The sequence below is a fragment of the Mesorhizobium sp. B3-1-9 genome, assembly GCF_006439595.1.
Lineage (GTDB): Bacteria > Pseudomonadota > Alphaproteobacteria > Rhizobiales > Rhizobiaceae > Mesorhizobium.
The window spans coordinates 45,062-64,805 of the sequence record NZ_VFTJ01000025.1; the positions used below are offsets into that span (position 1 = coordinate 45,062).

General features: G+C 63.9%; 21 protein-coding genes. 2 read left to right on the forward strand and 19 right to left on the reverse strand.

Annotation, left to right across the window (positions count from 1 at the left end; all coding sequences use genetic code 11):
- Positions 1-9 precede the first annotated feature (9 nt).
- From FJW07_RS28525 to gcvA, 9 genes are all read right to left on the reverse strand, one after another.
- Positions 10-1,596: an FGGY-family carbohydrate kinase gene (locus FJW07_RS28525; protein ID WP_140859563.1), complete on the reverse strand. Its 1,587-nt coding sequence runs from the start codon at positions 1,594-1,596 to the stop codon at positions 10-12.
- Positions 1,593-2,276: an HAD family hydrolase gene (locus FJW07_RS28530; RefSeq protein ID WP_140859564.1), complete on the reverse strand. Its 684-nt coding sequence runs from the start codon at positions 2,274-2,276 to the stop codon at positions 1,593-1,595. Before FJW07_RS28530 ends, FJW07_RS28525 begins: the two co-directional genes overlap by 4 nt.
- A gap of 81 nt (positions 2,277-2,357) precedes the next feature.
- Positions 2,358-3,836, reverse strand: a complete 1,479-nt coding sequence (locus tag FJW07_RS28535; RefSeq protein WP_140859565.1) for a mannitol dehydrogenase family protein — start codon at positions 3,834-3,836, stop codon at positions 2,358-2,360.
- Between the two features lie 166 nt (positions 3,837-4,002).
- Positions 4,003-4,773 carry an L-iditol 2-dehydrogenase gene (locus FJW07_RS28540; protein ID WP_140859566.1) on the reverse strand — a complete coding sequence of 257 codons (771 nt, stop codon included), beginning with the start codon at positions 4,771-4,773 and terminating at the stop codon, positions 4,003-4,005.
- A 10-nt stretch (positions 4,774-4,783) separates the two neighbouring features.
- Positions 4,784-5,788, reverse strand: coding sequence for an ABC transporter ATP-binding protein (locus tag FJW07_RS28545; protein ID WP_140656029.1), 1,005 nt, complete (start codon positions 5,786-5,788; stop codon positions 4,784-4,786).
- A gap of 46 nt (positions 5,789-5,834) precedes the next feature.
- Positions 5,835-6,659 (reverse strand): carbohydrate ABC transporter permease, encoded by an 825-nt coding sequence (locus tag FJW07_RS28550; RefSeq protein ID WP_140646803.1) that lies wholly within the window; start codon positions 6,657-6,659, stop codon positions 5,835-5,837.
- Between the two features lie 11 nt (positions 6,660-6,670).
- Positions 6,671-7,543: a sugar ABC transporter permease gene (locus FJW07_RS28555; protein WP_140702066.1), complete on the reverse strand. Its 873-nt coding sequence runs from the start codon at positions 7,541-7,543 to the stop codon at positions 6,671-6,673.
- A 143-nt stretch (positions 7,544-7,686) separates the two neighbouring features.
- Entirely contained in the window at positions 7,687-8,997 is a 1,311-nt protein-coding gene (locus FJW07_RS28560; protein WP_140646805.1) for a sugar ABC transporter substrate-binding protein, read from the reverse strand.
- Positions 8,998-9,174: 177 nt separating this feature from the next.
- Entirely contained in the window at positions 9,175-10,083 is a 909-nt protein-coding gene (gene gcvA / locus FJW07_RS28565) for a transcriptional regulator GcvA (protein ID WP_140859567.1), read from the reverse strand.
- Between the two features lie 212 nt (positions 10,084-10,295).
- Here gcvA and FJW07_RS28570 point away from each other — a divergent pair, with 212 nt between their 5' ends.
- Positions 10,296-10,481 carry a hypothetical protein gene (locus FJW07_RS28570; protein ID WP_140859568.1) on the forward strand — a complete coding sequence of 62 codons (186 nt, stop codon included), beginning with the start codon at positions 10,296-10,298 and terminating at the stop codon, positions 10,479-10,481.
- A 20-nt stretch (positions 10,482-10,501) separates the two neighbouring features.
- On the opposite strand, the gene FJW07_RS28575 is transcribed toward FJW07_RS28570, so the two are convergent.
- Entirely contained in the window at positions 10,502-11,458 is a 957-nt protein-coding gene (locus FJW07_RS28575) for a sugar-binding transcriptional regulator (RefSeq protein ID WP_140859569.1), read from the reverse strand.
- 208 nt (positions 11,459-11,666) lie between these two features.
- Here FJW07_RS28575 and FJW07_RS28580 point away from each other — a divergent pair, with 208 nt between their 5' ends.
- Positions 11,667-12,299 (forward strand): HAD family phosphatase, encoded by a 633-nt coding sequence (locus FJW07_RS28580; RefSeq protein WP_140859570.1) that lies wholly within the window; start codon positions 11,667-11,669, stop codon positions 12,297-12,299.
- 389 nt (positions 12,300-12,688) lie between these two features.
- Here FJW07_RS28580 and FJW07_RS28585 read toward each other — a convergent pair whose 3' ends face one another.
- The 9 genes from FJW07_RS28585 to ureC form a co-directional block, all read right to left on the reverse strand.
- Positions 12,689-13,456, reverse strand: coding sequence for a class II aldolase and adducin N-terminal domain-containing protein (locus FJW07_RS28585; protein ID WP_140859571.1), 768 nt, complete (start codon positions 13,454-13,456; stop codon positions 12,689-12,691).
- Positions 13,457-13,530: 74 nt separating this feature from the next.
- Positions 13,531-14,163 (reverse strand): urease accessory protein UreG, encoded by a 633-nt coding sequence (ureG, locus tag FJW07_RS28590; RefSeq protein ID WP_140859572.1) that lies wholly within the window; start codon positions 14,161-14,163, stop codon positions 13,531-13,533.
- Positions 14,160-14,600 carry a DUF3995 domain-containing protein gene (locus tag FJW07_RS28595; RefSeq protein WP_140859573.1) on the reverse strand — a complete coding sequence of 147 codons (441 nt, stop codon included), beginning with the start codon at positions 14,598-14,600 and terminating at the stop codon, positions 14,160-14,162. Before FJW07_RS28595 ends, ureG begins: the two co-directional genes overlap by 4 nt.
- Positions 14,597-15,268, reverse strand: a complete 672-nt coding sequence (locus FJW07_RS28600; RefSeq protein WP_140859587.1) for an urease accessory protein UreF — start codon at positions 15,266-15,268, stop codon at positions 14,597-14,599. Before FJW07_RS28600 ends, FJW07_RS28595 begins: the two co-directional genes overlap by 4 nt.
- Complete coding sequence (ureE, locus tag FJW07_RS28605) at positions 15,261-15,833, reverse strand: urease accessory protein UreE (RefSeq protein WP_140859574.1); 573 nt, start codon at positions 15,831-15,833, stop codon at positions 15,261-15,263. The genes FJW07_RS28600 and ureE overlap by 8 nt, the downstream gene beginning before the upstream one ends.
- Entirely contained in the window at positions 15,830-16,435 is a 606-nt protein-coding gene (locus tag FJW07_RS28610) for a glutathione S-transferase family protein (RefSeq protein ID WP_140785165.1), read from the reverse strand. The genes ureE and FJW07_RS28610 overlap by 4 nt, the downstream gene beginning before the upstream one ends.
- 59 nt (positions 16,436-16,494) lie before the next feature.
- The gene (locus tag FJW07_RS28615) at positions 16,495-17,088 is read right to left on the reverse strand and encodes a hypothetical protein (RefSeq protein ID WP_140785164.1); all 594 of its coding nucleotides are present in this window, start codon (positions 17,086-17,088) and stop codon (positions 16,495-16,497) included.
- A gap of 116 nt (positions 17,089-17,204) precedes the next feature.
- Entirely contained in the window at positions 17,205-17,798 is a 594-nt protein-coding gene (locus tag FJW07_RS28620; RefSeq protein ID WP_246680890.1) for a DUF29 domain-containing protein, read from the reverse strand.
- 79 nt (positions 17,799-17,877) lie between these two features.
- Positions 17,878-19,593, reverse strand: coding sequence for an urease subunit alpha (ureC, locus tag FJW07_RS28625; RefSeq protein ID WP_181182745.1), 1,716 nt, complete (start codon positions 19,591-19,593; stop codon positions 17,878-17,880).
- Positions 19,594-19,744 lie beyond the last annotated feature (151 nt).

Below are 19,744 nucleotides of genomic sequence, written 5' to 3' on the forward strand. Positions count from 1 at the left end.
GGAATCGCCCTATCCGATCGCGTCGAGCATCTGCCGCTGGCGATGCATTTCGAGGAATATCCGGTAGTCGCGGTCGAAGCGAGCTCCGGCGGCCTTGTTGGGTGCGCGGATCTTGCCGCCCTGTTGCATGGCGACGCAGGCGGCGTTGAGATCGGGATAGATCCCGGCGGCGGTCGCCGCCACCATGCCGGTGCCGAGCAACACCGCCTCGTCGGCCAGCGGCTCGACAACCGTGCAACCGGTGGCGTCGGCGTAGAGCTCCATCAAAAGCGGGTTCTTGGTATGGCCGCCGGTGACATGCAGCGTGTCGATCAGATAGCCGTTCTCGTTCAGCGCCTCGAGCACATGGCGCACGCCGAGCGCGATGCCGACGGCGGTGCGCCAGTAGAGCTTGCACAGGCTGTCGAAAGAGGAATCGAGCGTCAGGCCGCTGATGACGCCGACCGCATGCGGGTCGGCGAGCGGCGAGCGGTTGCCGTGAAAATCCGGCAGCACATGCAGCCTTGCAGCCAGCGCATCGCCGTCCTCGGCGCGCAGTTCGGCGACGCGCCCGGCGATCTTCATATGCATGGCCGCGTCCGGCTCGCCGCCGGCGCCATGCCAGCGGATGATGTGGTCGAGCAGCGCGCCGGTGGCCGACTGGCCGCCTTCCGACAGCCACAGCGTCGGCAATGCCGCGCCGAAATAAGGGCCCCAGACGCCGGCAAAAGGCTGCGGGTCGGGCGACATCGCCATGACGCAGGACGATGTGCCGGCAATCAGCGCCAGATGCCGGCCAATGTCCTTCTCGTCGCCGGCAAAGCCGCCCAGAACGCCGAGCGCGCCGGCATAGGCGTCGATCACGCCGGCGCCTACCCGGCATTTTTCAGTGAGGCCGAGCTCGGCGGCCGCCTTGGCCGTCAGTGGGCCGATATCGGCGCCGACGGGGCTGGCCTTTTCCGGCAGGTTGCCATGCTCGAACAGGTCGCCGAGACCGACAAGTTCGAAGAAGTCGCGCCGCCAGCTTTTTTCCTCATGCGCGAGATAGGTCCATTTCGCCGTCAGCGTGCATTGCGAGCGGGCGAGCGAGCCTGATGCCTTCCAGGTCAGGAAATCGGCGAGATCGAATAGATAGCCGGCTTCGTTCCATGTCTTCGGCAGATGGCGCTTCAGCCACATCAGCTTCGGCGTTTCCATCTCCGGCGACATCACACCGCCGATATAGTCGAGAACGGCGTGGCCGCTCGTGGTGCATTCATCGGCCTCGGCGATGGCGCGATGATCGAGCCAGACCATGGTGTCCCAGCGCTTCTCGCCGGTGACCGAGACGCTGATCTGGCTGCCTTGCCTGTCGCGCGCGACCAGCGAGCAGGTCGCGTCGAAAGAGATGCCGGCGATATCGTCAGCGGCGACGCTGGATTTCTGCAGAGCGGACCGCACGGATTTGCACACCGCCGACCAGATATCTTCCGAATCATGCTCGGCGTGATCGGGCTTGGGCTGATGCATGGCGATCGGATGATCGGCGCGGCCGAGCAGATTGCCTTCGGAGTCGAGAATGCCCGCGCGAGCGCTCCCGGTGCCGACATCGACCGCGCAAACGAAACTCTTCGTCAAGATGCTTTTTCTCTCGCTCCCAGGCCTGCAATCAGATCGGGCAATTGCAGCATGTCAGCGAATATAAAGTCCGGTTCCGTCGACGCAAGCCGCGCCTTGAGGGCGGGGTTGGACGCGTGCGAGCCACCGGTGAAGGCAAAAACGCGCATGCCCGCCGCGCGGGCCGCGGCAACGCCGGCGGGGCTGTCCTCGATCACCAGGCAACGGCGCGGATGCGCCCCCATGCAGGCGGCGGCATGCAGGAAAAGGTCGGGCGCCGGCTTGCCGCGCTTGACCATGCTGGCGCTGAACAGATGCGGCTCCAGCAAGGGAAGCAAGCCGGTGACGTCGAGCGCATAGCGGATGCGCTCCAGCGTGCCGGAGGAGGCGACGCAGCATGGCAGGCCAAGCTTCGGCAGCACCTCCTTGACGGCTGGGATCGGCTTCAATTCCTCGCGGAATTTGCGCATCAGGTCGACGCGCATGGCGGTCAGATGCTCGTCGCTGATCTCCAACCCGAAATCGCGGCCGAGGATCTCGCGCACGCTTTTCATGCTCTTGCCGAGGAAATGCTCGTAGGCGGCGTCCTCGCCGACCGTGCCGCCGGCGAGCTCGATCATGCCAAGCAGCGCCGAGACGGAAAGCGCCTCGCTATCGACCAGCACGCCGTCACAGTCGAAGATGACCAGTTCCGGCGTCATGGCTGTTGCTTCCAGCTAAGCAATTCCAGGAAAAGTGTGGGCGGTTTTCCGCCCGGATTGCGTCAAAAGAGATCGAGGCTTTCAGAGCTTGCCGGCGAGATAGCGCGTCAGGGTTTCATGCGCGCCCTGCGCCCACAGCACCTTCAAGGCGTGGGCGAAGGCTTCGGCGAAGACGGGCGAGCGGCCGACATCGCCATAGATATCCTCCATCGCCAGCCAGGCCTTCGGATCTTCCTTCGCCGCTTTCGCGGTCGCTTGCATGCGGTCCCAGCTCGGGTCGTTCGGCTCGATGACGGCGCCGCTGTCGGTGGTGCCGAAGCAGTAGCGGCACCACAAGGCCGATTCCAGCGCGAGACCGGCGACGCCCTCGCCCGCCTTCAGCCGGTCGGCGATCGTCGGGATGATGAATTTCGGCTGACGGTTGGAGCCGTCGAGGCAAAGCCGGCGGATGGTGTCGCCGATCTTCGGGTTGGAGAAGCGGCGCTCGATGAGCTGGTAATAGTCCTCCAGATCGGTGTCGGGCACGGGCGGCACGGTCGGGATGATCTCGTCATGCTCGAGCTTCGACAGGAAGCCGCGCACCAGCGGCTCCTGCATGCCTTCATGGACGAAATGGATGTCCATCAGCCCGGCCGGATAAGCGATCGTGGCGTGGCCGCCATTGAGGATGCGGATCTTCATCAGCTCGTAAGGCGAGACGTCCTTGACGAACTGCACGCCGACCTTTTCCAGCGCCGGGCGGCCGGCGGTGAAACGGTCCTCCAGCACCCATTGCTTGAACGGCTCGCAGAACACCGGCCAATTGTCCTCCAGCCCGAAATCGTCGGCGAGGATCTTGCGCTCTCGGTCGCTGGTGGCCGGGGTGATGCGGTCGACCATGGCGTTCGGGAAGGCGACCTTGTCCTCCACCCATTTTGCCAGATCCTCGTCGATCAGCCTGGCAAGGCCGATCACGCCGTCGGAGGTGACGTGGCCGTTATGGGGGATGTTGTCGCAGGACATGACGGTGAACGGCACGATGCCGTCGGCGCGCCGGCGCAGCAGGCCGGCAAGGATGATGCCGAAGACGGTCTTCGGCGCGGCACCCGGCTGGGCGTCGGCGACAATGTCGGGATGGGCCGGGTTGAACTTGCCGGAGGCCGGGTCGATGAAATAGCCGCCCTCGGTGATGGTCAGCGAGACGATCTTGATCGCCGGATCGGCGAGTTGGTCAATGATCGCGGCCGTGTCGCCGGGCGTCAGGAAATCGATCATGGCGCCGGTGACGCGGGCGCTCATATGACCCTGGTCCTGTTCGACGACCGTGGTCAGCCAGTCCTGTTCCTGGAGCTTGGAACGGCCGATCTTCTCGCCCTCGAACACGCCGGCGCCGATCAACGCCCAGTCATGGCCCTCGCCGGTGCCGAACAGGTCGTCGAGATAGACCGCCTGGTGCGAGCGGTGGAAATTGCCGACGCCAAAATGGACGATGCCCGCCTTCAGGGCGGAGCGGTCGTATTTCGGGCCGGCGACCTTGGCCGGCAGCCTGGCGAGGTTCGAGGAAGAGAGTTTCACGGTCATCTCATTTTACCCTTTGGCCGATCCGCAGCCCGACTGTTTACGCCTCCTTGGGGAGAGCGAGGATGAGGGGCAACACCTGGTGTTCCAGCATGCCGCCCCTCACCCGCCCCATGGCGTCTTCTCCGGAGGAAAGAAGAGAAGCGCCTTCCCCCTCAGCCCATCCCGGTCAACTCATCCATTGGCCGCCATCGACATTGTAGGTCTGGGCGACAATGTATTCGGCCTCGTCGCTGGCGAGGAAAACCGCCATGCCGGCGAGGTCCTCGGGCTTGCCCATGCGACCGTAAGGAACGCCTTCGCCGACCAGACGCTTCTTCTCGCCCTTGGGCCGGTTCTCGTATTTGGCGAACAGCGCATCGACCTGGTCCCACATGTCGCTGTCGACGACGCCCGGCGCGATGCCGTTGACGTTGATGCGATGCTTGATGAGATCGAGGCCCGCCGATTGAGTGAGCGAGATGACCGCGGCCTTGGTGGCGCAATAGACGGCGACCAGCGGCTCGCCGCGACGGCCGGCCTGGCTCGCCATGTTGATGATCCTGCCGCCCTTGCCGCGCGCGATCATCGAGCGGGCAGCCGCCTGCAGCATGAACAGCGTGCCGGCCACGTTGACGGAGAACAGTTTTTCGTAGCTCGCCTTGGTGATCTCGACGATCGGCGCCAAGTCGAAGACCGCCGCGTTGTTGACCAGCACGTCGAGCCCACCGGTCTTCGCCTCGACCGCCTTCACCGCCGCTTCGATCGAAGACTGATCGGTGACGTCGAGCTGGACCGCGCAAGCGGCCGGGCCGATCGCCTTCGCCGTCGCTTGCGCCGCGTCGAGGTCGATGTCGGCAATCGCCACCGTCGCGCCTTCGCGCGCATAGGCTTCGGCGAAGGCCCTGCCGATGCCGCGCGCCGATCCGGTGATCAGCGCCGATTTGCCTTTCAGCCTCACTTTCCCCTCCTCACTGGGCCAGCGCCTTGCCGTCGGCGCCGAAGCGATGGAGCTTGGCCTTGTCGGGGGTCAGGTAGACGGTATCGCCGTGTTTCACGCCGACCTCGCCGTCGGCGCGGACATTCACGGTGCCGATACCGTCCGCCTGGACGTGCAGGAAAGTGTCGGAGCCAAGATGCTCGGCGACGCCGACCGTCGCCTTCCAGTCGCCCGACGTGGTCGATATGTTGAGATGCTCGGGCCGGATGCCGATGGTCTTGGCGCCGTATTTGTCAGCCGGCGCGCCTTCGATGAGGTTCATCTTCGGCGAGCCGATGAAGCCGGCGACGAAGAGGTTCTTCGGCGTCTTGTAGAGCTCCATCGGCGAGCCGACCTGCTCGATGTTGCCGGCGTTGAGCACGACGATCTTGTCGGCCATGGTCATGGCTTCGACCTGGTCGTGGGTGACGTAGATCATCGTCGTCTTGAGCTGATGGTGCAGCTCGCTGATCTCCAGGCGCATGGTGCCGCGCAGTGCGGCATCGAGGTTGGACAGCGGCTCGTCGAACAGGAAGGCCGAAGGCTGGCGCACGATGGCGCGGCCGATGGCGACGCGCTGGCGCTGGCCGCCGGACAGCTGGCCGGGGCGGCGCTCGAGATAGTTGGTGAGGTTGAGCACGCGGGCTGCGTCCTTCACCTTCTTGTCGATGGTCGCCTGGTCCTCGCCGGCCATCTTCAACGGGAAGGCGATGTTCTTGGCGACCGTCATATGCGGATAGAGCGCGTAGGACTGGAACACCATGGCAAGCTTGCGTTTGGCCGGCGCCTCGCCGGTGACGTCGCGGCCATCGATGCTGATGGTGCCGCCGCTGGTGTCCTCGAGCCCGGCGATCAGCCTGAGCAACGTGGACTTGCCGCAACCCGATGGGCCGACGAACACGACGAACTCGCCGTCATCGATGTTGAGGTCGATGTCCGGAATGATCACCGTCGACCCGAAGGACTTGGAGACGTTCTTGAGCGTGATGTTTCCCATGGTTTCCTCCCGGGGATGGTCTTCGTCGTCCGCCGCTCGGGCGTCGTTACTTCACGGCGCCAAAGGTGAGGCCCCGCACCAGCTGCTTCTGGCTGAACCAGCCCATGATCAGGATCGGCGCGATCGCCAGTGTCGAGGCCGCAGAAAGCTTTGCCCAGAACAGCCCTTGCGGACTGGAGAAGGAACTGATGAAGGCCGTTAGCGGCGCGGCATTGGTGGTGGTGAGCCGGATGGTCCAGAACGCTTCGTTCCAGGCGAGGATGATGTTCAAGAGCATGGTCGAGGCGATGCCGGGAACGGCCATCGGCGTCAGCACATAGATGATCTCGTTCCACAGCGAGGCGCCGTCCATGCGCGCGGCCTCGAGGATCTCGCCCGGGATCTCGCGGAAATAGGTGTAGAGCATCCACACCACGATCGGCAGGTTGATCAGCATCAGCATGACCATCAGGCCGATGCGGCTGTCGAGCAGGCCGGTGTCGCGGAAGATCAGGTAGATCGGGAACAGCACCGCGACGGCCGGCATCATCTTGGTGGACAGCATCCACATCAGGATGTCCTTGGTGCGCTTGGTTGGCGAGAAGGCCATCGACCATGCCGCGGGGACCGCGATCAGCAGCGCCAGGATGGTCGAGCCGACCGACAGCAGCACCGAATTGAAGAAGAACTTGAAGTAGCCGCTCTGCTGCTGGACCTCCGAATAGCTCTCGAAGGTCCCGGATGGGATCAGGGCGAAGCCCTGGATCGCCTCCTGTTCCGATTTGAACGAGGTGATGATCGTATAGAGGATCGGAAAGAAGATCAGCAGGGCGACGATCCAGGCGGCGGCCGTGGCAATGGTCTTGTGCTGGGTGGTGACTGCGCGTGCCATCTTGTCCTCCCTTACTTGTCGAGGTTCTTGCCGACGGCGCGCATGGCGAAGAAGGCAACGATGTTGGCGAGAATGACGGCGATCACGCCACCGGCGGACGCCTGGCCGATTTTGAACTCCAGCAGCGCCTTCTGGTAAACGAGGAAGGGCAGGTTGGTGGAGGCGTAGCCCGGGCCGCCATTGGTGGTGACCAGGATCTCGGCATAGATCGAGAGCAGGAAGATGGTCTGGATCAGGATGACGACGGTGATGGCGCGCGACATGTGCGGCAGCGTCAGATACCAGAAGCGGCTGAGAAAGCCGGCGCCGTCCATCTCGGCCGCCTCTTTCTGCTCGCCGTCGAGCGACTGCAGCGAGGTGAGCAGGATCAGCGTTGCGAAAGGCAGCCATTGCCAGGCGACGATGATGATGACCGCCGTCAGCGGGTGCTGGCCGAACCAGTCGATCGGCTGGGCGCCGAAGAAGCGCGCAATGTCGGCGAAGACGCCGTATTGCGGGTGCATGATCATGTTCTTCCAGACCAGTGCGGCCACCGGCGGCATGACGAAGAACGGCGAGATGACCAGGATGCGCACGATCCCCTGACCCCAGATCGGCTGATCGAGCAGCAGCGCAAGGAGAATGCCGCCGATGATGGTGATCAGGAGGACCGCCACGACGATGGTCAGCGTGTTGAGAATGGCGGCGAAGAACGCCGGATTGTCGTAGAACAGCCTGTAGTTGGAGAAACCGACAAAGCCGTCGCGGATCGGGTTCAGCGGATTGTATTGCAGGAACGAGAACCACAACGTGAACGCCAGCGGCACGATCATCCAGATGAACAGCAGGATCACCGATGGCGCCATCATGAAACGCGCAAGCGAACGGGTTTGCTGAGTAGCCATGACGGTCACCCTCCCAAGGTCAGCCGGATTTTCAGAGTTGTGCCAGAATTTTCCCGATTTTGAAGGGTGGCCGCCCGAACTGGGTTTCGGGCGGCCACCTGCCGGTCATGATGCGCGACCGGCATTCGGCACCGGGAGGAGCCTTACTTGATGTAGCCGCCTTCGGTCATCGCCGCGGTGGCCGCGTCCTGGGCCTGCTTCAGCGCATCGTCGACGCTCGACTGGCCGGCAAGGGCGGCCGAGAAGAGCTGGCCGACGGTGGTGCCGAGGCCCTGGAATTCAGGAATGGCGACGAACTGCACGCCGACATAGGGCACCGGCTTGACGGTCGGATGCGTCGGGTCGGCGGCGTTGATGGAGTCCAGCGTCATCTTCGCGAAGGGCGCCGCCTTCTGGTATTCCGCATTGGCGTAGAGCGAGGAGCGCGTGCCCGGAGGAACGTTGGCCCAGCCTTCCTTCGAGGCGACCAGCTCGGCATAGTGCTTGCTGGTTGCCCAGGAGACGAACTTCTCGGCGGCATCGGCCTTCTGGGTGCCGGCGGGGATCGCCAGCGACCATGCCCACAGCCAGTTGCCGCGCTTGCCGAGGCCGTTGTCGGGCGCCAGCGCGTAGCCGACCTTGTCGGCGACCTGCGAGGCCTTCGGATCGGAGACGAAGGAGGCGGCGACGGTGGCGTCGATCCACATGCCGCACTTGCCCTGCTGGAACAGCGCCAGGTTCTCGTTGAAGCCGTTCGACGAAGCGCCTTCCGGACCGTCGGCCTTCATCAGGTCGACATAGAACTGCAGCGTGTTCTTCCACTCGGGCTGGTCGAACTGCGGCTTCCAGTTCTCGTCAAACCAGCGCGCGCCGAAGGAGTTCGACATGGCCGTGAGGAAGGCCATGTTCTCGCCCCAGCCGGCCTTGCCGCGCAGGCACACGCCGTTCACGCCGTTGGCGCGGTCGGTCATCTTGTCGGCGGCCTGCTTGATGAAGTCCCAGGTCGGGGCATCGGGCATCTTCAAGCCCGCCTTCTCCATCAGGTCCTTGCGGTACATGACGAAGGAGCTTTCGCCGTAGAAGGGCGCGGCATAGAGCTTGCCGTCGACCGAAAGGCCGCCGGCAATGGCCGGGATGATGTCCTTGACATCGTAGTCGTCGCCGAGCTTGTCGAGCGGCAGGAGCCAGCTCTGCTTGGCCCAGATCGGAACCTCATAGGTGCCGATGGTCATGACGTCGTACTGGCCGCCCTTGGTGGCGATATCCGTGGTGACGCGCTCGCGCAGCACGTTCTCTTCGAGCGTGACCCAGTTGAGCTGGATGTCGGGGTTGGCCTTGGTGAAGTCGTCCGTCAGCTTCTGCATACGGACCATGTCGCCATTGTTGACGGTGGCGATGGTGATGGATTCGGCTTGCGCGGCGAAAGCGAGAGCGCTGGCCGACAACAGGCCCAGGGTGAGCGTGCGAAGTTTCATCAAATTCCTCCCATAAACCAAGTTGAGCATTTGCCTTGGCTTTGGGCAATTACTCACTTGGCATGAATTATGTCAACCCTGAATCTATGCTGCAACGCAGCAGAAATGACGTTACGTGACCCCGATCCAGCGATGCGGCCGGCATCTTTGGAGGAGGAAGCTAAGAGGGGTGCCGGATTACGGGCAGGCGATCTCGGCCAGGATCCAATCGCGGAAGGCGCGGATCTTCGGCACGTTGCGACGCGCCGTCGGATAGACCAGCCAGTAGGCATGGCCGTCGTCGCCGACCAGGTCGAAGGGCCGGACCAGGCGGCCGTCGGCGATCTCGTTCTTGAACAGGGCCCTGGTCAAGATCGCCACGCCATGGCCGGCCATGGCCGCGTTCGCCTCATAGGCCTGCGCGCCCATGCTGGAGCCGGGCCGTTTTGCGAGGTCGTGCCCGGTCACGCCGGCGGCCTCGAACCATTGCGCCCACCAGACATCGCCGGGATCAAGGATCGGCAGGCGCAGCAGATCCGCCGGCTCGTTGACGCCGCCGATGCTTGCCGCGAGCTTCGGGCTGAGCATCGGGGTGAAATCGGCATCGAGCAGCTTGTGCGCCTCGAGGCCCGGCCACTTGCCGCCGCCCGAGCGGATGGCGAGATCGACATCCTCGCGCGCGAAATCGGTCAGGCGGCTCGACGTGTCGAGCCGCACGGCAAGTGCGGGATGGGCGAGTTGGAACGAGCCCAGATGCTGTGCCAGCCAGTTCGAGGCGAAGGTCAGCACGGTGGTGACACAGAGCAGGCCGTCGGCGCCGCCGCGCGCCGCGGCATAGGCCTGGCCCAGGATGGCGAAGGCCTCGCTGACGGCGGGCGCCAGTCGCTGGCCGGGCTCGGTCAACTCGATCTGCCGTGGACGGCGCAGAAACAGCGGAGCGCCGATGCGCTCCTCGAGCAGCTTGATCTGGTAGCTCGCAGCCGCCTGGGTCATGCCCAGCTCCTGCGCCGCCTTGGTGAAGGACAGGTGCCTGGCCACCGCCTCGAACACCCGGATCGCCTGCAGCGGCGGCAGCGGCGCAAGCTGCGGAGAGCTGAGATCGGGCATAAGGCCTCCTTATGGGTCATGATCGAGGTTTAATTGGAAGCACGAACCGGCCAGACCGATATTTGGGGTCGACGATCAATCCAGTTCAAGCGCTAGAGCGCTTCGCCGTTTCACGGAAACGGCAAATCGCTCTAACTCTCTGATTTTACGCAATTCCGGACGGAAAACCGCTCACACTTTTCCTGGAATTGCTCAAGCGAAGGCTGACGATCATGACCACGGTACAGGAAAAACTCGTCTCCATCCCGGCACGCGGTTGGTTTTTCACGCTCGTGCGGGAATTTGCAAGGTTTTCGGGCCGTAGGCGCGGCTATATCGATGTCAGGGAACTATCCGAGCATCTGCAGCGCGACATGGGTTTTCTCGACGGCAACGATCCGCGCGGCCCCTCGCAATAGCCGGCTCTTTTTATGGGCAATCAGCCGTCAAGCAGGGCTTCGGCCGTCCGTTCGTCGGTGACGAGGCCGTTGACCAGCCGGCGGTTGACGGCGGCCAGGATGCCCGGCAGTTTGCGGTCGCCCATGGCCAGAGCAATGACCAGCGACCTTTCCCGCGACGGCAGCGCGGCGGAGGACACCCGGTCGTTGGTGATGCCCTCGATCATGCGACCCTCCCGGTCGTACACCCATCCAACGATTTCGGCGATGCCGCCGGCCTTCTGCAGCGCCTTCAACTCGCTTTCCGAAATGAAGCCGTCCTCGTAGAGGGGTGCCTTAGGCCCGAGGTCGCCGATGCCGACGAAGGTGACATCGGCCTCGGCCGCCAGCGCCAATGTAGGCTGGATCATCGGCTGGTTGAGCAACATCTCGCGCTCTTCCGGCGAGGACGCAATGACCGGCAGCGGCATCGGGAAGGACCGCGCCTTGACGCGGTCGGCCATGGTGAAGATGACGTTGTAGAAGGCGGCCGAGCCGTCGGGCGAGATGTTGCCTGTCAAGGACACGACCTTGTGCTGCGGGCATTCCATCGGCGGCAGTTGCTCGATCGCCGCCTTCAGCGTTCGCCCAGTGCCGATCGCCATGACGATGGGGGCCTCCGAGCGCAGCCGGCGTTCGATCTCGGCCGCCGCCGCCTCGGCGATGCCGATCGTCGTCGAGTTCGAAGCCGGATCGCTCGGCACCACTTCGACGAGGTCGAGCGCGAAGCGCGACTTCAGCCGCGCGGCGAGGTCGAGGCAGTTGGCGATCGGATGATCGACCCGCACCTTGATCAGGCCTTCCGACATGGCGAGCGATACCAGCCGCTGCGCCGTCTGCCTGGAAATGCCCAATTTGGCGGCGATCTGGTCCTGTGTATTGCCGGCAACATAGTAGAGCCAGCCGGCGCGCGCGGCGTCGTCCAACCTTGTGCTGCCGGTGTCCTGTCGCGAATTCACGTCCTGCCTCCCCAACCCCGTGCAACGTTCAAGCGGGCGCCATAGCTTACAGCGAATGCAGCGGCGCGCAATTGTCTATCGAAAGAGCAATTGCTTGGCAATTTTGACTCTGGGAAGGCGGCCGTTTCGCCCCTGTCCGGGCCATTTGCCGTCGGGACGGTTTATCTCTACCGGGAAACGCTTTAAGGGATCGGAAAAGGAGCCTCGCATGATGCCGAAAGCGGTTTTCTGGGACATGGACGGAACGCTGGTCGACAGCGAGCCGCTGCATGCGGCTGCCCTTGCGGCCGCGCTGCGCAGCGTCGGGATTGCGCCGCCGGCCAACCTGCATGAGCGCGTGCTGGGGATCGCGGCGTGGCCGGTCTACGAGATGCTGCGCGACGAGTTCGGCCTCGCTCTGCCCTTCGACGACTGGATCGGGCGCAAATACGACCATTATCTGCCGATGGCCGAAACGCTGAAGCCGCGGCCCGGCGCGATCGAGGTGTTCAACGAATTGCGGGCGCTCGGCGTCGAGCAGGCGGTGGTGTCCAACTCCGACCGGCTGATCGTCGACGCCAATCTGCGCGCCGTCGGCCTCACCTATCCGGGCATGATGACGGTCAGCCGCAACGACGTGATCGACGGCAAGCCGCTGCCCGAACCATTCCTGCGCGCGGCCTATCTCGCCGGCGTCGATCCGGCGGATGCTTTTGCCGTCGACGACAGCCTGACCGGCGCCATGGCCGGACTGGCGGCGGGCATGAAGACGATCTTCTGGCCAGAAGCGCCGATGGAGGGTCCGGCCGGGGCCATCGTCATCAACAGCGCCGAGGAGCTGCGCACGCAACTGGGGCTCTGAGCAGCTTCAGACGTCGGCGCCGCCCCTCATCCGCCTGCCGGCACCTTCTCCCCGTGAAACGGGCTACGGCACACATTTCCAAGCGGCTGGTCTTGGCGATAGCGTGAATGGCAGCTTGGCGCATGCATTGTCTTATGCAGCGCTGGTCGACCCCCACTCCGTCTCGGCTTCGCCGAGCCACCTCTCCCCTGATCGACGGGGTAGAGGAAAGGCGCGCCAGGCTTTTTGCCGACAACGCTCGTCCAGCAACGCTCCCTTCCTTTCCCTCCGGAGGCGGAAGGTGGCGCTGCGAAGCAGCGACGGATTGGGGAACCACATGGCAATCAAGCCTCGGCCTGATCAGTCGCGCCAGTCACAGGAGATGTGTGCATAGCGTAGCCGGGGGAGCATCAATTCCGGTAGACCGGCTCTTCCTCGTCGAGGATCGCTTTCAGCTCGGCCAGATGGCGCTCGGCCTGGCCGGGATAATCGTCCATCTCGCGCGCGGTCTTCTCGGCGATCTCGTCGGAGAGCGTGCGCAGCGGGCGGCCGGTCCACAACGCCTTGATGTAGGTCTCCGCGGCGCGCTCGAAATAGAACATGCGGTTGAAGGCATCGGCGACAGTGTCGCCGATGACCATGACGCCGTGATTGCCCATGACCATCACCTTGACCTTGGGGTCGGCGAGAAGCTGCGAGCAGCGCTCGCCCTCTTCCTCGAAGGCCAAGCCGCCATAATTGGCATCGACGACATGGCGGTTGAAGAACATGGCCGAGTTCTGGTCGACCGGCGGCAGCGTCGAATCGGCAAGCGAGGCAAGCACCGTGGCATGGATCGAATGGACATGCATGGCGCAGCGCGCATGCGGGACGTTGCGATGGATGGCGCCATGCAGGCCCCAGGCGGTCGGGTCCGGCGCGTTGGGGCCGGACAGCGTTTCGGGATCGTTGGCGTCGATCAGCAGCAGGTCGCTCGCCTTGATGCGCGAGAAATGCACCTGGTTCGGGTTCATCAGGAACTTGGTGCCGTCGTCGTTGACGGACAGCGAGAAGTGGTTGGCCACCGCCTCGTGCATGTTGAGCCTGGCGGTCCAGCGGAAGGCGGCGGCGAGATCGACCCGCTCCTCGTAATAGGGCAGGTTGCTCAGCGGTTCCTTGTGCAGGCGGGCAAGGCTCATCGAAAATCCTCCTGTTTGGGTCAGAATGCCGTGCGAAGCCGCTGCCAGCAACCGCAAACTGGTAGGTCAGTGGCTCACGCGGCAGGCCGCTCCGACTGCAGCCCGCCCTGCTCGACGATGAAGTCGATCACTTCCTGCAATCCCTTGCCGCGCGACAGATCAGTGAAGCCGAACGGCCTTTTGCCGCGCATGCGGCCGGCATCGCTCTCCATGACGTCGAGGTTGACGTTCACATAGGGCGCCAGATCGCTCTTGTTGATGATGAGGAAATCCGAGCGGGTGATGGCCGGGCCGCCCTTGCGCGGGATCTCCTCGCCCTGGCAGACCGAGATGACATAAAGCGTCAGATCGGCAAGGTCGGGCGAGAAGGTGGCGGCGAGGTTGTCGCCGCCGGATTCGATGAAGATGATGTCGAGGTCCGGGAATTTCTTGTTCAACTCGGCAATGGCGCGCAAGTTGATCGAGGCGTCCTCGCGAATGGCGGTGTGCGGGCAGCCGCCGGTCTCGACGCCGACGATGCGCTCTTCCGGCAGTGCCTGCAGGCGCGCCAGCATCATGGCATCCTCCTTGGTGTAGATGTCGTTGGTGACGACGGCGATGGAGAAGTCGTCGCGCAACGCCTTGCAGAGCTTTTCGGTCAGTGTCGTCTTGCCGGAGCCGACAGGGCCGCCGATGCCGATGCGAAGGGGACCGTTTTTCGACGTCATGCCGGAAACTCCGTGATGGCAAGGATTGCAAAGCCCAGCCCGACCAGCAGGCAGAGCGGCGAATAGAGGCGCTGGTCGAGCCGCGCGAAAGGCTGCTCGGGCGCAAGCCGGCGCCACCAGGGCGTGAAGCCGGCAATGCCGCGTCCGAGGAAGACAAGGCCGATCATCAACGCCGTGGCCGCAAGGCCTTCCCGTGGAAAGGGCGTGGCGAACACGCCAGCGAGCGCCAGCGGCCATAGCGTCGCGAGCGCCAGGCAAGCGGCGACCGCGAGGCTTGCGAAGGTCGAGGGCATCTCGTCGACGCCACGGAAGCCGACGACGGCGCGCGCGCAGGAGGCCTGGTCCGTGCCCGGCCAGATGCCGCCTATGCCCCAATAGACATGCAGCGTGGTGATCAGGAGCAGGACGAAGGAGAGGATGACGGCGAGCACGATCATGAGCGGAACAGCCTGGAGTATTGCGTCTCATGCTGCATCGCCATGATGTCGGACATGAAGGCCGCGCCGCCCAGATCGTCAAGCGTCGAGGCAGCCGCGTGGGCAGCCGTGTCTATGGCCGAGGTTTCAAAGCCGGCTAACAATGTGACGGCGTCGACCTGACCCACGACACCCAGCCTGATCGCAGCCTGCACGAGATTGGAGAAGAAAGCTTGCAGGAAGGCAGACAGCGCCTGCGCGAGGTCGATGCCGCCGCTGCCGGCAACAGCGCCGACCGCAACGCAATAGGGGCAGTCGGCCGGCAGACGTCCCAACACCGGAGGCGACCAGGCGGCCGCCGCCTGGAGAAAGGCCGCGCCCTGCAGCATGGTTTCCATGTGCCGTTCCTGCGACCCGGCAAGCGCTTCGGCCAGCGCGGCTACCTCACCCAGATCGCCACCGTCGCGCGCACGGCGCCAGCTTTCGGCGAACAGCACGGCGTCGTTCCAGCCCGACCCCAACTCGACCAGCGTCTCCAGCCAGCCGGCGAGATCATTGCGATCGGCGATCAGCCCATCATGCACGGCACGCTCGAGGCCGTGGCTGTAAGAGAAGCCGCCGACCGGAAAGGACGGCGATAGCCAGGCCATCAGCCGCAGCAGCGCGATGCTGGAAAGCTCCTCAGTCATGATGATGGTGGTGGCCGTGGTCGTGGTCGTGATCGTGATGATCATGGTGCTGGTGGTCATGATCGTGATGGTCATGCGAATGGCCGTGGTCGTGCCCATGCCCGGAATAGGCGCCGCGCACCGGGCTGAACGGCAGCAGAACCTCATTCACCGTAGCGCCGAGACCTTCCAGCATCGCCTTGATGACATGGTCGCGCAGGATGAGGATGCGCTCCGCTTCGATCGCCGCCGCGAGGTGACGGTTGCCGATGTGCCAGGCGAGCTCGCCGAGATGAACCGCGTCGCGGGCGCGGATGTCGTAGACCTCCTCGGGCGCCGCGACGATCTCGAGCTCTCGGCCGTCTTCCAGCACCAGCCGGTCGCCATTTGCGAGCGCCACCGGCTCGGGCAGGTCGACCAGCACCTTTTCGCCGGCCGCCGTCTCGATGGCGCGGCGGCGCAGATGCCGCTCGTCATGCGGCAGCACGGCCTTGTCAAAGGGCGGCGCTGAGCCAGCCTCACCGGCTGGCAACACCGAGACGGCGCGCGGGAATTTGGTGAAATCGGTGGTGATGTTGAGCTTCATTTCATGGCTCCGCCATTAGCTTGGGCACGGGCACGAGCGGGGCGCCCGAGGACACGGTCGAAATAGGCGTTGACGCGCTGGGACTCGATCGAAAAACGGCCGGCACGAGCCCAGCCGCCAATATCGCCGAGCAGGACATCGACGGCGGAGAACCGGTCGCCCAGCGCAAAGGGCTTGTCGCCAAGCCGCCGTTCCAGCGCCTTTATTTCGGATGCGAAATCATAGGCCGCGGCCGGCCCGACATCGACGCGCACGTCCCTCGGCAGCAGGAGGCGATGGCGCAGCTTGTTCCACAGCGGCGCTTCCAATTCGCTCTGGGCGAAATGCATCCAGGAATCCATCTCGGCGCGGCCGGCGAGGCCCGGATTGGCGCCCATGCCCTGATCCGCATGCTTGTCCGCCAGGTAGACGCAGATCGCCGCCGAGTCGGTAACTTTGACGTCGCCATCGATCAGGATCGGCACCTTGCCGGAAGGGTTGAGCGCATAGGCCTCCGGCGAGCGCAATTTGACCTCGACGAACTCGTAGGGCTGCCCGAGCTCCTCGATCATCCAGAGCACCCGGCTGACACGGGAGCCGCGCGATCCGACGGCCTTGTACATGGTTGAACTCTTGCCTTTCCCCAAATCCTAGACCAACGCAGGCGTCGGCCCAACGCCACTTACACGATGGTGTCGAAGAGCCGCAGGATGAATGAGACCTGATAGATCAGCGCGGCCGCGACGAAGGCGATGTGGAAGCGGCGGTCGCGCACCAGGATCGCGACGATGCAGAGCGCGACGAAGACCGGCGTTCGGATCAAATATTCGTTGCCGAAGCGGGCGAAATGCTCCGGACCTTTGAGCAGCGTGTCGACCACGTCGAGCAGATAGGTCGCCGCCAGCAGCCCGAAGAACCAGCCGCGGCGCGAGTAGAAATAGTCCTCGTAGCTGGTGTAATCGAGCATCGAATCCGGAAACAGCAGCGCGCAGAGCAGGAACAGCGTGATGGCGTAGAAGATGATGAAAAGATATTTGCCGAAGGTCCAGTTCTCGATGGCGTAGAGGCCGAACTCCCACCACCAGAAATGCACCAGCATCAACAGCACCGAGCCTACCCAGGCGAGATGCACCGCGTAGAGCCGGTACTGACCGGGGTGCTGGACGATGCGGGCCGTTCCCGAAAGCAGCCGCGTGACGCCGAGGCCGATCACCATGCCCATGACTATACGGATATGCGGGAAGATATCGTGCGGAGAGGCGATTTCGGTGGGCATGCCTGATCACAATGCGGCTGTTCGAATGAGGCCGCATATTGCGGTCTGCGGGCGCGAGCCGCAACCGGCCCTCCGTTAGATCACAGCAATGCAGGCAGGGAGGCGGTCCGAACCTCTCAGTCGCGAGCAAGCTGCTCCGGCAGCCACGGCTCCCCCGGGAGAAAATCTTGATCGAGTATATCCGCGATCTGGTAGGGGCAGTCGGCCGGGAAACTCTTCTTCGGCAAGCCCGTCTCGTCGACTGCTCTCAGCCGCGCAAACTCATATTCGGCAGCTAGCTGCTTTCGAGGATGAGCCTTCAAGCTTGGGCTTTCATCAATCAGGCTTTTAATCTGATGCCGCTGCTCGCGGATCGTAAGCAACCAGCCAACTTTCCGCGTTTCCACCTGAAAATGCCATTTGAGCAAGTGCAGAAGCAAGGTACCCAATCGCTTCGTAATTTCCCGTCTGTCGCTCCGCCCCAAACTCTCGATCTCCTCGGCAAGGTTCTCGCGATCGAGGTCGGAGAGACGACCTTCGCGCAACAGCGCGCCCTGTTCGGCGCACCATTGAGCATAATCGGCCTCATAGGGCGTCAATTGCTGTTTTCGAAAAATCTTGTTCATTTGGGTGATACTGCTCTCAAAGCGAGCAATTTCCAAGCCCAGCGAGAAAAGGCAGGGCCCGTTCGGCCTCCCAATATCTTCACGGCCACATTTGACAAAGGCCATGCGCTTTCAACGAAGGCTCATTTTACAAATTGGGCTTGTACTTGATCGAGTTCATGAACTGCGGCAGACGCAATCGGTCTCAAAACAGGAAATATCTCTGAGCCATCGGCAGCACGGTCGCGGGCTCGCAGGTCAACAGCTCGCCGTCGGCCCGCACTTCGTAGGTTTCCGGATCGACCTCGACATGCGGCGTGGCGTCGTTGAGCACCATGGAATGCTTACCGATGCCGCCGCGCGTGTTCTCAACCGCGACCATCGCCTTGTCGACGCCCAGCCTGCCCTGCAGGCCGGTGTCGAGCGCCGCCTTGGAAACGAAAGTCACCGAGGAGTTGGTCAGCGCCTTGCCATAGGCGCCGAACATCGGCCGGTAATGCATCGGCTGCGGCGTCGGGATCGAGGCGTTCGGGTCGCCCATCGGAGCGGCCGCGATCGAGCCGCCGACCAGCACCATCTCCGGCTTGACGCCGAAGAAGGCCGGATTCCACAGCACCAGATCAGCCCGCTTGCCGACCGTGATCGAGCCGATCTCCTTCGACAGGCCGTGCGCGATGGCCGGGTTGATGGTGTATTTGGCGATGTAGCGGCGGACGCGGAAATTGTCGTTGCCGCCGGTTTCCTGCGGCAGCGCGCCGCGCTGGCGCTTCATCTTGTCGGCGGTCTGCCAGCAGCGGATCGCCACCTCGCCGACACGGCCCATGGCCTGGCTGTCGGAGGAGATGATCGAGAAGGCGCCGATGTCGTGCAGGATATCCTCGGCGGCGATCGTCTCCTTGCGGATGCGGCTCTCGGCGAAGGCGATGTCCTCGGGGATCGAGGGCGACAGATGATGGCAGACCATCAGCATGTCGAGATGCTCGGCCAGCGTGTTGACCGCGTAGGGCCTGGTCGGGTTGGTCGAGGACGGGATGACGTTGGGCAGGCCGCAGACCTTGATGATGTCGGGCGCATGGCCGCCGCCGGCGCCCTCGGTGTGGAAGGCGTGGATGGTGCGGCCCTTGATGGCCGCCACGGTGTTCTCGACGAAGCCCGATTCGTTCAGCGTGTCGGTATGGATCATCACCTGCACGTCATAGTCGTCGGCGACCGACAGGCAGCAGTCGATGGCGGCCGGGGTCGTGCCCCAGTCCTCGTGCAGCTTCAGCGAGCAGGCGCCGGCCAGCACCATCTCTTCAAGCGCCGCCGGCTTTGAGGCATTGCCCTTGCCCGACAGACCGATATTCATCGGGAAGGCGTCGAAGGACTGGATCATGCGCGCCATGTGCCATGGTCCCGGCGTGCAGGTGGTGGCCAGCGTGCCGTGCGCCGGACCGGTGCCGCCGCCGAGCATGGTGGTGACGCCGCTCATCAGCGCTTCCTCGATCTGCTGCGGGCAGATGAAATGGATATGCGCGTCGAAGCCGCCGGCGGTGAGGATCCTGCCCTCGCCGGCGATGATCTCGGTGCCGGGACCGATGATGATGGTGACGCCGGCTTGCGTGTCCGGATTGCCGGCCTTGCCGATCGCGGCGATGCGGCCATCCTTCAGGCCGATATCGGCCTTGACGATGCCGGTGAGCGCGTCGACGACCAGCGCATTGGTGATGACGGTATCGACCGCGCCGCCGGCCCGCGTCACCTGGCTTTGGCCCATGCCGTCGCGGATGACCTTGCCGCCGCCGAATTTCACTTCCTCGCCGTAAACGGTGAGGTCTTTCTCGACCTCGATGAACAGTTCGGTATCGGCGAGCCTCACCTTGTCACCGATGGTCGGCCCATACATCTGCGCATAGGCGGCGCGGGTTATCCTGGCCATCAGCGATTGCTCCCGAAATTCAGGTTGCCAAAAGTAAGGTTGTTTGGGCGCGGACTGCACATTGTCGCCATCCAATGGTCACGCAATGACCCGCTCGGCGACACCTTGCGCTCCCATTTGGCGGTTGAGGTGGCCCGGTCAGCCCAAAACGACC

What these genes read in the sequence shown, in the direction of transcription:
- FJW07_RS28530 (WP_140859564.1), bottom strand. Translation starts at nt 2,276, where the DNA reads ATGACGCCGGAACTGGTCATCTTCGACTGTGACGGCGTGCTGGTCGAT.
- FJW07_RS28535 (WP_140859565.1), bottom strand. Translation starts at nt 3,836, where the DNA reads ATGACCGTGAAACTCTCTTCCTCGAACCTCGCCAGGCTGCCGGCCAAG.
- FJW07_RS28545 (WP_140656029.1), bottom strand. Translation starts at nt 5,788, where the DNA reads ATGGGAAACATCACGCTCAAGAACGTCTCCAAGTCCTTCGGGTCGACG.
- FJW07_RS28550 (WP_140646803.1), bottom strand. Translation starts at nt 6,659, where the DNA reads ATGGCACGCGCAGTCACCACCCAGCACAAGACCATTGCCACGGCCGCC.
- FJW07_RS28555 (WP_140702066.1), bottom strand. Translation starts at nt 7,543, where the DNA reads ATGGCTACTCAGCAAACCCGTTCGCTTGCGCGTTTCATGATGGCGCCA.
- FJW07_RS28560 (WP_140646805.1), bottom strand. Translation starts at nt 8,997, where the DNA reads ATGAAACTTCGCACGCTCACCCTGGGCCTGTTGTCGGCCAGCGCTCTC.
- gcvA (WP_140859567.1), bottom strand. Translation starts at nt 10,083, where the DNA reads ATGCCCGATCTCAGCTCTCCGCAGCTTGCGCCGCTGCCGCCGCTGCAG.
- FJW07_RS28570 (WP_140859568.1), top strand. Translation starts at nt 10,296, where the DNA reads ATGACCACGGTACAGGAAAAACTCGTCTCCATCCCGGCACGCGGTTGG.
- FJW07_RS28580 (WP_140859570.1), top strand. Translation starts at nt 11,667, where the DNA reads ATGATGCCGAAAGCGGTTTTCTGGGACATGGACGGAACGCTGGTCGAC.
- FJW07_RS28585 (WP_140859571.1), bottom strand. Translation starts at nt 13,456, where the DNA reads ATGAGCCTTGCCCGCCTGCACAAGGAACCGCTGAGCAACCTGCCCTAT.
- ureG (WP_140859572.1), bottom strand. Translation starts at nt 14,163, where the DNA reads ATGACGTCGAAAAACGGTCCCCTTCGCATCGGCATCGGCGGCCCTGTC.
- FJW07_RS28595 (WP_140859573.1), bottom strand. Translation starts at nt 14,600, where the DNA reads ATGATCGTGCTCGCCGTCATCCTCTCCTTCGTCCTGCTCCTGATCACC.
- FJW07_RS28600 (WP_140859587.1), bottom strand. Translation starts at nt 15,268, where the DNA reads ATGACTGAGGAGCTTTCCAGCATCGCGCTGCTGCGGCTGATGGCCTGG.
- ureE (WP_140859574.1), bottom strand. Translation starts at nt 15,833, where the DNA reads ATGAAGCTCAACATCACCACCGATTTCACCAAATTCCCGCGCGCCGTC.
- FJW07_RS28610 (WP_140785165.1), bottom strand. Translation starts at nt 16,435, where the DNA reads ATGTACAAGGCCGTCGGATCGCGCGGCTCCCGTGTCAGCCGGGTGCTC.
- FJW07_RS28615 (WP_140785164.1), bottom strand. Translation starts at nt 17,088, where the DNA reads ATGCCCACCGAAATCGCCTCTCCGCACGATATCTTCCCGCATATCCGT.
- FJW07_RS28620 (WP_246680890.1), bottom strand. Translation starts at nt 17,798, where the DNA reads ATGGCCTTTGTCAAATGTGGCCGTGAAGATATTGGGAGGCCGAACGGG.